12 protein-coding genes are annotated in these 15,001 nt (G+C 62.5%); 7 read left to right on the top strand and 5 right to left on the bottom strand.

Annotation, left to right across the window (positions count from 1 at the left end):
- Nucleotides 1-26: 26 nt before the first annotated feature.
- Entirely contained in the window at nt 27-1,181 is a 1,155-nt protein-coding gene (locus tag JP75_RS03745) for an iron-containing alcohol dehydrogenase (protein ID WP_035079481.1), read from the top strand.
- 193 nt (nt 1,182-1,374) lie between these two features.
- On the opposite strand, the gene JP75_RS03740 is transcribed toward JP75_RS03745, so the two are convergent.
- Nucleotides 1,375-2,847 (bottom strand): mannitol dehydrogenase family protein, encoded by a 1,473-nt coding sequence (locus JP75_RS03740; RefSeq protein ID WP_035079478.1) that lies wholly within the window; start codon nt 2,845-2,847, stop codon nt 1,375-1,377.
- Between the two features lie 154 nt (nt 2,848-3,001).
- Here JP75_RS03740 and JP75_RS03735 point away from each other — a divergent pair, with 154 nt between their 5' ends.
- Nucleotides 3,002-3,913: a sugar kinase gene (locus JP75_RS03735; RefSeq protein ID WP_035080163.1), complete on the top strand. Its 912-nt coding sequence runs from the start codon at nt 3,002-3,004 to the stop codon at nt 3,911-3,913.
- 153 nt (nt 3,914-4,066) lie between these two features.
- Here JP75_RS03735 and ppk2 read toward each other — a convergent pair whose 3' ends face one another.
- Nucleotides 4,067-4,921 (bottom strand): polyphosphate kinase 2, encoded by an 855-nt coding sequence (gene ppk2, locus JP75_RS03730; RefSeq protein WP_051960302.1) that lies wholly within the window; start codon nt 4,919-4,921, stop codon nt 4,067-4,069.
- An 87-nt stretch (nt 4,922-5,008) separates the two neighbouring features.
- Here ppk2 and JP75_RS03725 point away from each other — a divergent pair, with 87 nt between their 5' ends.
- Entirely contained in the window at nt 5,009-6,301 is a 1,293-nt protein-coding gene (locus JP75_RS03725) for a sensor histidine kinase (protein ID WP_035079474.1), read from the top strand.
- Between the two features lie 152 nt (nt 6,302-6,453).
- Here JP75_RS03725 and JP75_RS03720 read toward each other — a convergent pair whose 3' ends face one another.
- Both JP75_RS03720 and JP75_RS03715 read right to left on the bottom strand, forming a co-directional pair.
- A complete protein-coding gene (locus JP75_RS03720) occupies nt 6,454-7,005 on the bottom strand; it encodes a gamma carbonic anhydrase family protein (RefSeq protein WP_035079471.1) in 552 nt (183 codons plus the stop codon).
- Nucleotides 7,006-7,173: 168 nt separating this feature from the next.
- A complete protein-coding gene (locus tag JP75_RS03715; RefSeq protein ID WP_035079469.1) occupies nt 7,174-8,583 on the bottom strand; it encodes a protein adenylyltransferase SelO in 1,410 nt (469 codons plus the stop codon).
- A gap of 88 nt (nt 8,584-8,671) precedes the next feature.
- Between JP75_RS03715 and JP75_RS03710 the strand changes: the two genes are divergently transcribed.
- Both JP75_RS03710 and JP75_RS25065 read left to right on the top strand, forming a co-directional pair.
- A complete protein-coding gene (locus JP75_RS03710; RefSeq protein ID WP_035079466.1) occupies nt 8,672-9,334 on the top strand; it encodes an HAD family hydrolase in 663 nt (220 codons plus the stop codon).
- A 365-nt stretch (nt 9,335-9,699) separates the two neighbouring features.
- The gene (locus JP75_RS25065; protein WP_051960300.1) at nt 9,700-10,605 is read left to right on the top strand and encodes a cell wall hydrolase; all 906 of its coding nucleotides are present in this window, start codon (nt 9,700-9,702) and stop codon (nt 10,603-10,605) included.
- Nucleotides 10,606-10,652: 47 nt separating this feature from the next.
- Here the strand turns inward: JP75_RS25065 and pckA are convergent, their stop codons facing one another.
- Nucleotides 10,653-12,245, bottom strand: a complete 1,593-nt coding sequence (gene pckA / locus JP75_RS03700; RefSeq protein WP_035079463.1) for a phosphoenolpyruvate carboxykinase (ATP) — start codon at nt 12,243-12,245, stop codon at nt 10,653-10,655.
- Nucleotides 12,246-12,485: 240 nt separating this feature from the next.
- Here pckA and JP75_RS03695 point away from each other — a divergent pair, with 240 nt between their 5' ends.
- Together JP75_RS03695 and JP75_RS03690 are read left to right on the top strand one after the other, a co-directional pair.
- Complete coding sequence (locus JP75_RS03695) at nt 12,486-13,202, top strand: response regulator transcription factor (RefSeq protein WP_035079460.1); 717 nt, start codon at nt 12,486-12,488, stop codon at nt 13,200-13,202.
- A 101-nt stretch (nt 13,203-13,303) separates the two neighbouring features.
- Nucleotides 13,304-14,995, top strand: coding sequence for a sensor histidine kinase (locus JP75_RS03690; protein WP_084587456.1), 1,692 nt, complete (start codon nt 13,304-13,306; stop codon nt 14,993-14,995).
- The last annotated feature ends 6 nt before the right edge of the window (nt 14,996-15,001 follow it).

The following is a 15,001-nucleotide window of genomic DNA, read 5'->3' as shown; positions in this document are numbered from 1 at the left end:
GAGTTAGTCAGGGATACGAGGCCAGAATGACCAAAGCCAACTGGAATTATCCGACCGCCGTCCGCTTCGGGGCGGGGCGTATTGCCGAATTGCCCGATGCGTTGAAAGTGGCGGGGATAAAAAAGCCGCTGCTGGTGACCGATGCGGGGCTCGCGGCGCTGCCGGTGACGCAAAAGGTATTGGCCGATCTCAAGGCCGGGGGCATCGAGGTCGGGCTTTTCTCAGACGTGAAACCGAACCCGATCTCGGCCAATGTCGAGGCGGGCATAAAAGTTTTGCGCGAGGGCGGCTATGATGGGGTCGTCGCCTTTGGCGGTGGGTCCGGGCTCGATACCGCCAAGGTGATTGCCTTCATGGCTGGACAGACGCGGCCGATGTGGGACTTTGAGGATATCGGCGACTGGTGGACGCGCGCCGATCCCAAAGGGATTTTCCCGATCGTTGCCGTGCCGACAACGGCAGGGACGGGCTCGGAAGTGGGGCGCGCGGGCGTCATTACCGACGAGACGACCCATACTAAGAAGGTGATTTTCCATCCGCTGATGATGCCCAAGGTTGTCATTGCCGATCCCGAACTGACGGTGGGTATGCCAAAGTTCATCACCGTGGGCACGGGCATGGATGCGCTGGCGCACTGTCTGGAGGCCTATTGTGCGCCGGGCTATCATCCGCTGGCTGACGGCATCGCGGTTGAGGGTATTCGGCTGGTGTTCGAAAACCTGCCCAAGGTTGCGGCCAATCCCGGTGATATCGAGGCGCGCGGCCACATGATGAGCGCGGCGGCCATGGGGGCGACGGCGTTTCAGAAGGGGCTCGGGGCGATTCATGCGCTGAGCCATCCGGTGGGCGCGCTCTATGATACGCATCACGGCATGACCAATGCCGTCTTCATGCCCTATGTGCTGCAGGCGAATAAGTCGGCCATTGAAGGAAAAATCGCGCGGCTGGCGGCCTATATCGGGCTGGCGCCGAGCTTTGATGCGTTCCTGCATGCGGTGATCGGGCTGCGGCTGCGATTGGAAGTGCCGCACACGCTGCGGGATTTCAAGGTCGATGGCGAGCAGCGGGACAAGATCGGGGACATGGCGATTGTCGATCCCACGGCGGGGGGCAACCCGGTGGAACTGACCAAGGAGCGGGCGCTGGCGATTTTCGATCGGGCGATGGAGGGGAAGGTTTAGGGGCCCTTCCCAACCGCCGGCTCGCCCTTCTCCCCTTGCGGGAGAAGGTGCCCGAAGGGCGGATGAGGGGTATTGGATCTATCCACCTGCTCCTCTGCGGAGGAGGGATACCCCTCACCCTGACCAATTTGCTGAACGCAAATTAGTCGGTCCCTCTCCCGCAAGGGGCGAGGGGAAGGCTGGTGGCTCTCGATCAGCCGACAACCTCCGCCACCGTCGCTTTGGCACCCTCGTCAAAGAGGCTTTCGAGATGCTTGATGACCGTGTCGCGGAACACGGCGTTTTCGGCGAGATCGGTCCCAAAAACCTCCGTCAGGCTCGACAGCCCTTCGTAGAGCGCCACCGGATCATCCCCGGCATCGGCCGAAATCGCCATCATTTTCAGTGCATGCGGATCTCTGACGTCGATCTCGTTGCCTTCTTCGTCAATGCCGGTGACATAGCGCATCCAGGCGGCGACGCCGAGGGCGAGGCGGGTGATCGGTTGGCCGGCCTTGAGGCGATCGCGGATGGTGCCGAGAAGGCGCTGCGGCAGCTTTTGCGAACCATCCATGGCGATCTGCCAGGTGCGGTGTTTTAGCGCGGGATTGCGGAAACGCTCGAGGAGTTGGTCGCGATACAAGCCGAGGTCGGTGCCGGGCATGTCGAGCGTCGGCATGGCCTCTTCGGTCATCAGGCCGTGGATCAGCTTTACATAGGCGGGGTCGCCCATGACCTCGGCGATATATTGATAGCCGCCGAGATAGCCGAGATAGGCCATGGTCGAATGCGAGCCATTGAGCATCCTGAGCTTCATGTGCTCGAAGGGTTCCACGTCTTTCACCAGTTGACCGCCGACCTTTTCAAAGGCGGGGCGGCCGGACGGGAAATGATCCTCGATCACCCACTGGGTGAAAGGCTCGGTCATGATCGGCCAGGCGTCTTCAGCGCCGATCAGGCTTGTTACTTCCTCGCGGTCGGCATCGGTCGTGGAAGGCACGATGCGGTCGACCATGGTCGAGGGGAAGGCGACCGACTTCACCCATTCGCCGAGATCGGCGTCGCGGAGGGCGGCGAAGCGGGTGACGATGCGCTTGGCGGTCTCGCCATTGGAGGGGAGATTATCGCAGCTCATTACCGTGAAGGGCGCGATGCCGGCAGCCTTGCGACGGGCAAGGGCTTCGACCAGCATGCCGGGGGCCGATTTCGGCGATGCGGGATTGGCGAGGTCGTGGACCACGTCGGGATGGTTCTGGTCGAGTTCGCCGGTCGCCGGATCGTGGCAGTAGCCTTTTTCGGTGACAGTCAGCGAGACGACGCGGATATTGGGCGATGCCATCAGGTCGAGAAGAGCATCGCGCTCGGTGTTCGCGTCCATGACCGAGAGGATGGAGCCGATGACGCGCGGATGGGTGCCTGCCGCATCGCGGACGGCGATGGTGTAGAGGCCGCCCTGCGGTTCCAGTGCTTCCTTGGTGTCGGGGCGGCGGAGGCTGGCGCCGACAATGCCCCAGCTTGGGTCGTCGGCGAGGAGATCGTCGACATAGACGGCCATGTGCGCACGGTGAAAGGCGCCGATGCCCAGATGCACGATGCCGGGAGTGACCTTGGCCCGATCATATTTCGGCACGCCGATGCCCGGCTTGAGGGAGCCAAGGATGGCGGGGCTGAGGCGCGGGCTGGTCATGACGGCTCCAAGACAGATAAATCGGGGTGGAGCATAGTGGCTTCCAATCTTGTATGGAAGACTGCCTGGCTCTAGCTACACTGTTTATGGGCTGAAGGCTTGTCCGCGCAAGCGGCGCCCGGCATAAGCCTTTGGAGGAATTGGGAGGATGGCCATGGCCGGCAAGCGGATCGTCAGCATCGGCGAGTGCATGATCGAAATGAGCGGTGGCGAGGATCGCACCTATCGCCTGGGCTATGCCGGCGACACGCTCAACACGGCCTGGTATTTGCGCGCGCTGCTCGGCAAAGGCTGGGACGTCGACTATGTGACGGCGCTGGGCAAGGACCGGTACTCCGACGATATCCGCGGCTTCCTGAAGGATAACCATATCGGGACCGACCATATCGGTACGATCCCCGAGCGGCGACCAGGGCTCTATATGATCCACCAGGACAAGGGCGACCGGCACTTTACCTATTGGCGCGACCAGTCGGCGGCAAAGCTGCTGGCCGATGATAAGTCGGCGCTGCAGAAGGCCGTGGAAGGCGCGAGCCTTGTCTATTTCTCCGGCATTACCCTCGCCATTCTGGCGCCCAAGGCGCGCGGGCGGCTGCTCGAGGCTATCGTCAAGGCGCGGGATAATGGCGCGAAAATCGCCTTCGATACCAATCTGCGGCCGGCCTTGTGGTCGAGCCCGCGGGTGATGGCTTCGGTGCTGACGGCGGCGGCGAGCCTTTGCGATATCGTCTTGCCCACACACACCGATGAAGCGCCGCTCTTTGGTGACAAGAGCGTGGACGATACGGCGGACCGCTATCTCGAGCTTGGTGTTGAGGAAGTGGTGGTCAAGGACGGGGCGAAAGAGGCGCTGATCGCGACGGCCAGTGAGCGCGTGCGGATTTCGCCGAAGCCGGCCGAGAAGGTGGTGGATGCTACCGGGGCCGGGGACAGTTTTAATGGCGGCTATCTGTCAGCGCGGCTCAACGGCAAGTCGATCCGCGAGGCGGCGGAAGAGGCGCATCGCGTGGCTGGGGTGGTCATTGGCCACAAGGGTGCGCTGGTGGAGCCGAAGTTTTTGAAGTGAGGGCCTAGGAACCCTCATGGTGAGGTGCGGCGCGTGGCGCCGCCTCGAACCACGAGGGTGGGCGAGTGGAGGCTTTGTGCCACGCCCTCGCCCTTCGAGGCTACGCTGCGCTTCGCGCCTCAGGGTGAGGTCTACTGGGGGTGAGCGCGCCCCTCACTCCCCATCCATCTGCAAAAACTGCTCCGCGCTCAGCACGATCTTGTCGTCGATCTTGCCGATCGCCTTCTTGTCCTTGCCCTCATATTCGAAGCCGTTGAGCACAGTTCGGATGACGTTCAACCGCAGCCGGCGCTTGTCATTGGCGCGGATGACGGTCCAGGGGGCATGGGCGCAATCGGTGCGCTCCAGCATCCGGTCCCTGGCCTTGGAATAGTCGTCCCACTTGTGGAGCGCTTCGAGATCGATGGGCGACAATTTCCAGGTTTTGAGCGGATCGTGTCGCCGATCGTGAAAACGCTTCAATTGCATTTCGCGGCCGATGGAGAGCCAGAATTTGAAGAGTCGGATGCCGTCACGGGTCAGGCGCTTTTCGAATTCCGGGGCTTCGTCGAGAAAGAGTTCAGTCTGTTCCGGCGTGCAAAAGCCCATGACCGGCTCGACGCCGGCGCGGTTGTACCAGGAGCGGTCGAAGAGCACCATTTCGCCTGAGGCCGGCAGCCAGTCGATATAGCGCTGAAAATACCATTGCGTGCGCTCGCGGTCGTTCGGCTTGGGCAGTGCGGCGATGAGATTAAAGCGCGGATTGAGGTTTTCGAGGATCGTCTTGATGGTACCGCCCTTGCCGGCGGCATCGCGCCCCTCGAAGACGAGCACGATGCGCTCGCCGGCCTTGGCCATATGAGCCTGCAACAGCACGAGTTGCTTTTGCAGCGCATAAAGCTGCGTGTCATACTCGTCGCCATCGAGCTTCTCGTCATAGGGATAGCCGCCCGATTTCAGGGCCGCTTTCTTGATGGCGGAGGGAAGCTCGGGATTGTCGATGTCAAAGCCAGTAAGGGGATCGCTCACACTGTCGCTCCATTGTCACGAGCAACGTGCTAGAAGTTTCGATCCCGCGCAAGAGGCGGGAGCAAGCGCTTGATTCGGCAGTCAAAAATGGACGATTCGCAGTCGCCCCAGACAGTGCTGCGTGGCCAGGCTATTTTGGCGCGCATCATCAATTATGCCGGGCTCCTCCTGGGGCTCGCCGGCCTTTTTGTCGCGCTGGTCCTTTTTGGCAATCTGCGGCCCGATTTTGCCGCGCTCGGCTATCTCGTGGCGCTGGCATTCGTCGCTTTCCTGCCCATGCCCGTGCGCACGGTGACGCGGATCGTCGAAACGCCGACCGTTCCCGTTCTGCCCCAGGGGCCGGATGAGGACGTCATGGCCGCCTTTGCCGAGGCTTTGGGCGAAGCCTGTCTCGTGCTCGATCGGCGCGGCACGGTAGCCTATCGCAACCAGGCGGCGGCGAGCCAATATCCCAATGTGCAAAAGGGCAAGGTGCTTACCCTTGTCATGCGCAATCCGGAGCTGGTCGCGGCGGTGGACGCCGCGCTGCGCACCGGAACGCCGCATAGTTTTGAACTGCACGAAACGCTGCCGAGCGAAACCTGGGATCGCGTCACCGTGGCGCCCATCCGCAGCCCCGGCAGCGATTGGCTGGAGGAAGACGACCGGCACCTGCTGGTGACCTTCCAGAGCCTGACGGAATTGAAGCGCGTCGATGCCATGCGCACCGATTTCATCGCCAATGCCAGCCACGAATTGCGCACGCCGCTGGCCTCGCTTCTCGGCTTTATCGATACCCTGCTTGGCCCCGCGGCCCGCGACGCGGTGGCGCGCGAAAAATTCCTCGGCATCATGCGCGGCCAGGCCGATCGCATGAGCCGGCTGATCGATGATCTGCTTAGCCTGTCGCGTATCGAGATGTATCAGCACGTGCGCCCGACCGGCTCGGTGGATCTGGCGGGGCTCTTGCGCGAAGTGCGCGAGGGGCTGCAGACGCAAGCCAAGGCGGCCGAACTCGATGTGGTCCTGGACCTGCCCGAGGGGCCGGTAACAGTGATCGGCGACCGCAACCAGCTTTATGAAGTGTTCGAAAACCTCGTCGACAACGCCATCAAATATGGCGCCGAGGGCAAGACGGTGGATGTGTCGCTGACCAAGGTCGATCGCGGCGGCTTCAAGCATCTCGTCAGCGTCGTCGACCATGGTCCGGGCGTCGAGCCCGAGCACGTGCCGCGCATGACCGAGCGGTTTTACCGCATCGAGGTCGAAACCAGCCGCAAGAAGAAGGGCACGGGCCTGGGCCTAGCCATCGTCAAGCACATCGTACAGCGCCATCGCGGGCAGATTTCCATCAAGAGCCGCCCCGGCGAAGGGCTGCGCGTGGATGTTATGCTGCCATAATTGCTGGATTTCGAAGACCTCGTGGTGAGGTGCGAAGCGCAGCGTAGCCTCGAACCACGAGGTCGGGCGCGTGGAGGGTGTCGTGCCACGCCCTCGTCCTTCGAGGCTCGCCTGCAGCGAGCGCCTCAGGATAGGTCTACTGGGTAACGCGCCTAGGCCGGGTCGAAATCGCCCGGGCGATGCACTTCCACAAGACCCGCGGCAAAGCGCTTGGCGTTCTTCACATAGCGATCGGCCGAGGCCGTGAGGCCGGAAATGGCTTCGGCGTCGAGCGTGCGGATAACCTTGCCGGGGGCGCCGACGACGAGGGAATTGTCGGGGATTTCCTTGCCTTCGGTGATGAGTGCATTGGCGCCGATGAGGCAATTTTTTCCAATTTTTGCGCCATTGAGCACCGTGGCGCCCATGCCGATCAGCGTGTTGTTGCCGATGGTACAGCCATGGATGATGGCGCTGTGGCCGATGGTGCAGTTTTCCCCGATGGTGAGGGGAAAGCCCTGGTCGGTGTGGAGGACGCAGTTTTCCTGCACATTGGAGCGGGCGCCAATGGTGATGCGCTCGATATCGCCGCGGGCGACCACGCCGAACCAGATGCCGACTTCGGGGCCGATATGGCAATCGCCGAGGAGGACCGCCGTTGGCGCAATCCAGCCGACCTCGGGGGAGATTTCCGGGGTGATCCCGTCGAGGGCGTAGATGGGCATGGGGTCCTCCGTGGTTTTGGCGACAGTCTACTCGGCTGGCGGTGAGGCGGGTACCCCCACCCTTGATCCCTCCCCACAAGGGGGAGGGAGACGGAGGAACCGAGAAGACTGAGGCTTGCGCCTCCCTCCCCCTTGTGGGGAGGGAATGAGGGTGGAGGTGATGTCCGGCTAGATGTTCACGCCATAGGCCGCGCGCATTTCGGCAATCTCGCCCAGAGTCTTGTGAAAGAGCCCCCAGTCGTCGCGTTCGGCGATTGGGGTCCAGATAGCTTCCATTTCGTCGATCAGCATGGTGCGGGGCTTTTCGCGGGCGAAATAGGGGTGGGCGAGATTGACGTCGTCTGATGGTGCGAAGGTTTCGAGGAGATCCGCGAGTGGACGGAAGGCGTCGGTTGCGTAGAACTCGGCGGCAGGACTGCGCGCTGCCCGTTCGGCACTGAGCGCGCCGCCGCGCCAGTCGAAGAAGAATTGCTCATAGGGCGCCTTGCTGGCCGAAAGGAAGCCGAAGAGCGCGGTGACGAAGGCGTTGTTGCTGTCTTCGTCGCGGGGCGCGAGGCCGAGGCGGCGGAGCATGGCGAGGGGGAGCTGGGTGCGAAAGATAGGCCAGACCGTGTTGAGGGCTGGTTCCAGCGCCTCGATGTTCGAGAGCGGCAGCAGGCATTCGGCGAGGCGGGTGAGGTTCCAGGCGAGCGTATCGGGCTGGCGGCCGAAGCTATAGAGGCCCGTTTGGTCGAAATAGGCGGCGGTAAAATCGGGGTCGTAGACCGGCAGGAAGCGCCAGGGGCCGTAATCGAAGCTTTCGCCTGTTATGTTGATATTGTCGGTATTGAGCACGCCGTGGACAAAGCCGGCAACGATCCACTGCGCGCCGAGAAGGGCGACCTTTTCGACTACGGCTTCGAGGAGGGCCGCGGCCGGATCGGCGGCTCCGGTGAGGTGCGGATAATAGTTGGCGATGGAATAATCGACGAGGCGACGGAGATTGTCCGTGTCTTCGAGATAGGCGAGACGTTGAAAAGTGCCGATGCGGATATGGCTGTGGCTGAGGCGGGTCAAAACGGCCGAGCGGGTCGGCGAGGGCTCGTCGCCGCGATAGAGCTCTTCGCCGGTTTCGACGAGCGAAAAGCTCTTTGAGGTATAGACGCCAAGCGCCTCGAGCATTTCGGTCGCCAGCACTTCGCGCACACCGCCCTTGAGCGTCAGGCGCCCATCGCCGCCGCGCGACCAGGGGGTCTTGCCGGAACCCTTGGTGGCGAGATCGAGGAGGCGCCCGTCCTTAGGGTCAACACACTGAGCGTACAAAAAACCGCGGCCGTCGCCGAGGTCGGAATTGTAGGTGCGGAACTGATGGCCGTGATAGCGAAGCGCCAAGGGCTGGGGCAGCGAACCGGGCAGGGGGTCGAAGTGGCCGAAATGCTTGAGCCACTCTTCCTCCGTCAGGTTGCCGAGACCGATGCGCTCGGCCCAGCGCTGGTCGCGATGGCGCAGGATTGTCTTGGGAAAATCGGCTGCTGCCACAGGATCGAAGAAGTCGCGGCCGAGGTCGGCATGGCTTTTGGCGGGGATGAACTGGGTCATGTCGGCTCTATGTTTCGGCCCGTGCTGCAAGGCTCGCTTGCGCCCTCGTGTCTGGCGCGCGGGGTCAAATCGGCCTATATCATGGCGGATGATACAGCTTGCACCATTTCAGGCCGCCATCTTCGATATGGACGGCACTTTGCTCGACACCGAAGCGGTCTTCAAGACCATCGTCTTCGAGGTCTGCACTGACCTCGGTTTCGAAATGACCGACGACGTCCATCGTTCCATGGTGGGCGGCAGCCATGAGCGCACGAGCCAACTCTTGCTCGAAGCCTATGGCGTTAGTTTTCCCTATGCCCTCTTCGATGAAAAGTGCCGCGTCAGCATGCGTGAGCGCTCGCATGGCGGCGTGCCGGTAAAGCCCGGCGTGCATGATTTCATCGCCGCGCTTCATGCCAACAATATCCCGACGGCGGTCGCGACCTCGTCGCGAAACCCGCATGCCCAGCACCACCTGAGCGCGGCGGGCCTGCTCGATCTCTTCGAGACCATCGTTACGCGCGATGATGTGACCCATCCAAAACCGCATCCCGAGCCCTATCTGACGGCGGCGAGCCGGCTGAAGATCAGCCCGGCCAATTGCCTCGCGCTCGAAGATAGCCTTGCCGGCGTTCACGCCGCGCATGCCGCCGGCATGCAGACGGTGATGGTGCCGGACCTCGTCCATCCCAATGACGAGGTTTTGGCGCTTGGTATTTCGGTGATGGAGAGCCTAGTTCACGTCCACAAAGCGGCCTTTCCGCACTGACGAAAAGACTTGGGTGGGCGTATTTTGCGCCCGCCTTGACGTTAACGGCAGGGATGAAACCTGTGATCCCGCCGCATCGGTCTGTTAAGAATCAGACGCGCTAAAAAGCGCATAAAATTCTAATTTTTTCCGAAAACCTTTGGTCAGTACGTTGCAAGCCCATGGATTTCATGGGTTTTCAAGATCGGCTTTGCGCATTAACCGTGTTTTAAGAAGCTAAGGCGCATGGTTAACCAGCCGTAAATTTTGGCTTCCATCTCTCTGCGGGCTTGGCTAGGGTGCCCCCGCAAACACGGATTGCGAATGCGATCCAACCAGAAGGCCCGCCGGAGGTAACGGATGGGCTCAGGGGCAAGGACGGGGCATTGACTTCACGCTGGGGGCATAAGTTCTCGCGCGCCGCTTTCAAAGTGGCTGCACTCGCCGCGACGGCATTCGTCGTTGGCGTGATCGCCTCGCCCCTCATGGTCCATGCCAACGAAACCGACCTCGTCCTGCCGCTCGAAATTCCGGCACCCATCGCTCAGGTCCGCGCCCAGCCCGCTCTCGGCGCCACCATGGTGCCGCTGGCTCCGGGCCAGCAGAAGCTGACCGATGCGCTCCTTTCCAATTATGTCGCGCGCCAGCAGCAGTTGCGCGCCGTGGACGTGACCGAGGGTGGCGTGCAGCCCCCGCTCTCGACCGAAATGCTGATGGGCTATATCGCCCGCGGTTCGCTCGATGGTGGTAATACGGCCCTTTCGGCCATCGACAGTTTCATGAAGCCCGCCGCGCCGACGCATCAGCCGACCGTGACGCCGGACCTGCTCGCCGCCTATGTGGCCAGCGGCTATCAGCCGACCGCCAAGCGCGCCGAAGTCGCCAATGCCGAGCGCGATTGCCTTGCCCAGGCCATCTATCACGAAGCGCGCGGCGAAAGCGCTGCCGGCCAGCTCGCGGTTGCCAATGTCATCGTCAACCGCGCCCGCTCGGACAAGTATCCGTCCTCGCTCTGCGGCGTGATCTACCAGGGCGCCAATAATGGCCGCTACCGCTGCCAGTTCACCTTTGCCTGTGATGGCCGCGGCGATGCACCCGGCGAACGTCAGGCCTGGGCCCGCTCCGTGGCGCTCGCCAAGGACGTCTATGCCGAATATGCGACCGGCGCAGAAATCGGTGCCATTCCGGATTCGGCGCTGTTCTATCACACGACCAATGTCCGCCCGTCCTGGTCCTATACCTATAGCCGCGTGGCCGAAGTCGGGGCGCACATCTTCTATTCGCCGAACTGAGTTCTTCCCGATCGGGAAACGAAAAGGGCGCCAGTGGCGCCCTTTGTTTATTCGGCTGCCTGCAATAATTGCGGGCCGGCTTCCGCATCGGCATCGGGGCCGAACTTCTTGAAATTATTGCGGAATAGATCGACGAGCTTGAGTGCCTGGACGTCATAGGCGTCGGTATCGGCCCAGCACTGGCGCGGGTCGAGGAGGCGTGGGTCGACACCGGCGACATCAGTGGGAACGGCGAAGCCGAAGAGCGGATCGACGCGGGTCGGGGCAGTGTCGAGCGTGCCGTCGAGCGCCGCGGTCAGGAGGCGGCGAGTGGAGGCGATATCAATGCGTTTTCCAACCCCATAGGCGCCGCCGATCCAGCCGGTATTGAGGAGCCACGCCTGGGCGCCGCTCGAACGCAGGCGCTCGGCCAGCATGTCGCCGTAGACCGTCGGGTGCAGCGGCATGAACGGGGCGCCGAAGCAGGCCGAGAAGGTCGCCTGCGGTTCGGTGACGCCGCGTTCGGTGCCGGCAACCTTGGCGGTGTAGCCCGAAAGGAAATGGTAGACGGCCTGTTCGGGCGTGAGCTTTGCAAGCGGCGGGAGGACGCCGAAAGCGTCTGCCGTGAGGAAGACGACGGTTTTTGGCGTGCCGCCGACGCTGCCGGGGGCAAGCGAGGGCAGCACGTCGAGCGGGTAGGCCGCGCGCGTGTTTTCGGTGAGGGATACGTCGTCAAATGCTGGCACACTGTTAGCATCGAGCACGACGTTTTCGAGCACCGTACCAAAGGTGCGGGTGGCGGTAAAGATTTCGGGCTCGGCCGACGCGCTGAGCTTCACCGTCTTGGCGTAGCAACCGCCTTCGAGGTTGAAGACGCCGTCTTTGCTCCAGCCATGTTCGTCGTCCCCGATTAGCGGCCGGGCGGGATCATTGGACAGCGTCGTCTTGCCAGTACCCGAAAGGCCGAAGAAGAGCGCGGCTTCTCCATCCGGCCCGAGATTGGCCGAGCAGTGCATGGGCAGCACGTCGTCCGCCGGCGCGTGGAAATTGAACAGCGAAAAAACGCTCTTCTTGATTTCGCCGGCATAGCTCGTGCCGCCGATGAGAACCACGTTGCGGCTCATGTCGAGCGCAATGACGGTTTCGGTGCGCGTGCCATGGCGGGCCGGGTCGGCGGTGAACAGCGGCGCGTGGATGATGGTCACGGGCGTGGCCGCATCCGAAGTGGCAATGCCTTCACCCGGGCGAATGAGCAGATTGCGGATGAAGAGGGCGTGCCAGGCGCTGGGGGTAAGGACGGTGACGCCATATTGGTGGCGCGGATCGGCCCCGGCGAGGAGGTCCTGCTGGTAGAGATCCTGGCCTGCAAGGTGCGCCTTGATGTCGCTGAGGAGCAGGTCGAACTGGGCGGGCGTAAGAGCGCCCGAATTGTCCCACCAGACTTTTTCCTCGGTCAGGCCATCGCGAACCACGAACTTGTCCTTGGGCGAGCGGCCGGTGAAGGCGCCGGTTTCGACCGAAAGGGCGCCATGGGTGGTGAGTTTGGCGCCACCATAGGCGAGGGCATCGGCAACCAGTTGGGGGGCAATGGCGTTTGCACTGAGTGATAGTGCGGCTTCGGCGATAGCCCGGCGCAGGGTGTTGTGGTCCAAATCACTCATTTTTCGTCTCCATCGGGCGCCGCGCGGGGCAGCAGGTGGAGAGAAAAATAGGCGGGCCGATCCCCCGCCAACCATCCCGAAATCGGTCTTAAGACGGAAGTCGCAGGTATTTCGTAGGGGGTGAGGGACTGGCTAGAGGCTTGGCCCCGCCTTATTTAACGCGTAATTGTCGCCTGCAACGTCGCTTGAAGGGGCCTTTGGTCCTGCAAGGTGCAAGCGTCGCAAATAGAAAGGCAGAATATGCCAAAGATCGCCCTCGTGGACGACGACCGGAACATTCTTACCTCCGTTTCCCTCACCCTCGAGGCGGAAGGCTATCAGGTGGCGACCTATACCGACGGGGCCTCGGGCCTCGAAGGCTTGACCACCGACAAGCCCGATCTCGCCATTCTCGATATCAAGATGCCGCGCATGGACGGCATGGAACTGCTGCGGCGCCTGCGCCAGAAGTCCGACGTGCCGGTGATCTTCCTCACCTCCAAGGACGAGGAAATCGACGAGCTGTTTGGCCTGAAAATGGGCGCCGACGATTTCATCACCAAGCCGTTCAGCCAGCGCCTGCTGGTGGAGCGCGTCAAGGCGATCCTCCGCCGTTCCGCCCCGCGCGATCCTTCGGCTGCCGCCGGCCCTGCGGGTGAACCCGTACCGGGCAAGGCGCTGATCGAGCGCGGCTCGCTGGTGATGGATGAAGAGCGCCACACTTGCACGTGGAAGGGCCAGCGCGTGACGCTGACCGTCACCGAATTTCTTATCCTCCAGGCGCTCGCTTTGCGTCCCGGCGTGGTAAAATCGCGAAATGCGCTGATGGATGCGGCCTATGACGATCAGGTCTATGTCGATGATCGCACCATCGACAGCCACATCAAGCGGTTGCGCAAAAAGTTCAAGGCGACCGACGACGACTTTGAAATGATCGAAACGCTCTATGGCGTCGGCTATCGCTTCAAGGAGCAATAAGGAACTTCGTGGCCAGCATCGATCCTCATGTCGAGGGAACGCGTCCCGGGCGGGACGCTGAACCTGCTCCCGCGCAAAAAGGGAGCAGGCGTGGCTGGCGCATGGCGCTAAAACCGCTTGGCCAGGTAATCACAGCGCTGCGGCGCTTTGTTGATTTCACCATTTTTTCGAGCCTGACGCGCCGCATTATCGTGCTCAATCTCGCGGGCCTCCTCGTGCTGGTGGTTGGGATTCTGTACCTCAACCAGTGGCGCGCCGGCCTCATCGATGCGCGCGTGCAATCGCTGCGCGTGCAGGGCGAAATCATCGCGGCGGCCATTGCGGCGTCGGCGACCGTCGACAGCGATGTCATCTCGGTCAATCCCGATCGCCTGATCGAATTGCAGGCGGGCAATGTCTCCCCACTCTCCTATTTCGATCCCTCGCTGGAATTTCCGATCAGCCCCGAGCGGGTCGCCCCGCTGCTCAGGAACCTGATCACGCCGACACGGACGCGGGCGCGCATCTATGACCAGCAGGGTCTGCTCATTCTCGATAGCGACAATATCCTGCGCGCGGGCGAGGTGATCCGGCAGCAGATCGATACGTCCAAGACCCAGCATTTCTTCCTGCTCGATTGGTGGAATGCGCTCATCGCCTGGGCGCCGGGCGACAATTTTTCAAAATATCAGGAATATGGGGCGGACGAGGGCACGCGCTATCCCGAAGTCGCCTCGGCCCTGCAGGGCGCGCCGGCCGATTTCGTGCGCGTCGACGAGCACAATCAGCTCGTCGTTTCGGTGGCGGTGCCGGTGCAGCGCCTCCGCGCCGTGGTCGGGGCCATCCTCCTGTCGACGGCGCCGGGCGATATCGACTCGGTGGTGGCGCAGGAGCGCTGGAGCATCTTGCGGATTGCACTGATCGCGGCGGGGGTGCAGATCGCGCTATCGCTGCTGCTCGCCGGCACCATTGCCGGTCCGATGCGGCGCCTGTCGGCGGCGGCCGAGCGGGTGCAGACGGCGGGCAATGCGCGTGCGGAAATTCCGGACCTGACAGACCGCCCCGACGAAATCGGGCACCTCTCGGGCGCGCTGCGGCGCATGACCGATGCGCTTTATAATCGCATCGAAGCCATCGAGCGCTTTGCGGCCGACGTGGCGCATGAATTGAAGAACCCGCTGACCTCCCTGCGCTCGGCGGTGGAAACGCTGCCGCTGGCCAAGAAGCCGGAAGACCGGGAGCGGCTCAATGACATCATCCAGCATGACGTAAAACGGCTCGACCGGCTGATTACCGATATTTCGAGCGCCAGCCGGCTTGATGCGGAACTGGCGCGCGAAAGCGCCGAACTCGTCGATGTCGAAAAACTGGCCGAGGCCATGGTCGGCATCCAGAAGGATGTGGCGGCGGGCCGGCAGGTCAATGTGGTGATGGGCAAGCGCCTGGGGCGCGGCTCGACCGTCATCACCGGGCATGAAAGCCGCCTGGCGCAGGTGCTGGCCAATCTCATCGACAATGCCGTGTCCTTCTCGCCGGTCGATGGCACGGTGACGGTGACGGTGTCTACCGAGACCGACATGATTGTCGTGACGGTGATGGACGAGGGGCCGGGGATTACCGGCGATGTCGGCCGGATTTTCCAGCGATTCTACACCGACCGGCCGGAGACCGAGAGCTTTGGCAATCATTCCGGGCTCGGCCTGTCGATTTCCAAGCAGATCGTCGATGCGCACAAGGGCACGATCAGGGCGCAGAACCGGAGGGATCGCTCGGGGGCGCTATTTACTGTGTCGCTGCCGAAGACGCGGCGGTAGGGTTTT

Origin of the sequence: Devosia riboflavina (assembly GCF_000743575.1) — a bacterium.
GTDB classification, from domain to species: domain Bacteria; phylum Pseudomonadota; class Alphaproteobacteria; order Rhizobiales; family Devosiaceae; genus Devosia; species Devosia riboflavina.
The sequence above is the reverse complement of the archived record's forward strand: the minus strand, read 5'-3'. Positions and strand labels throughout refer to the sequence as shown.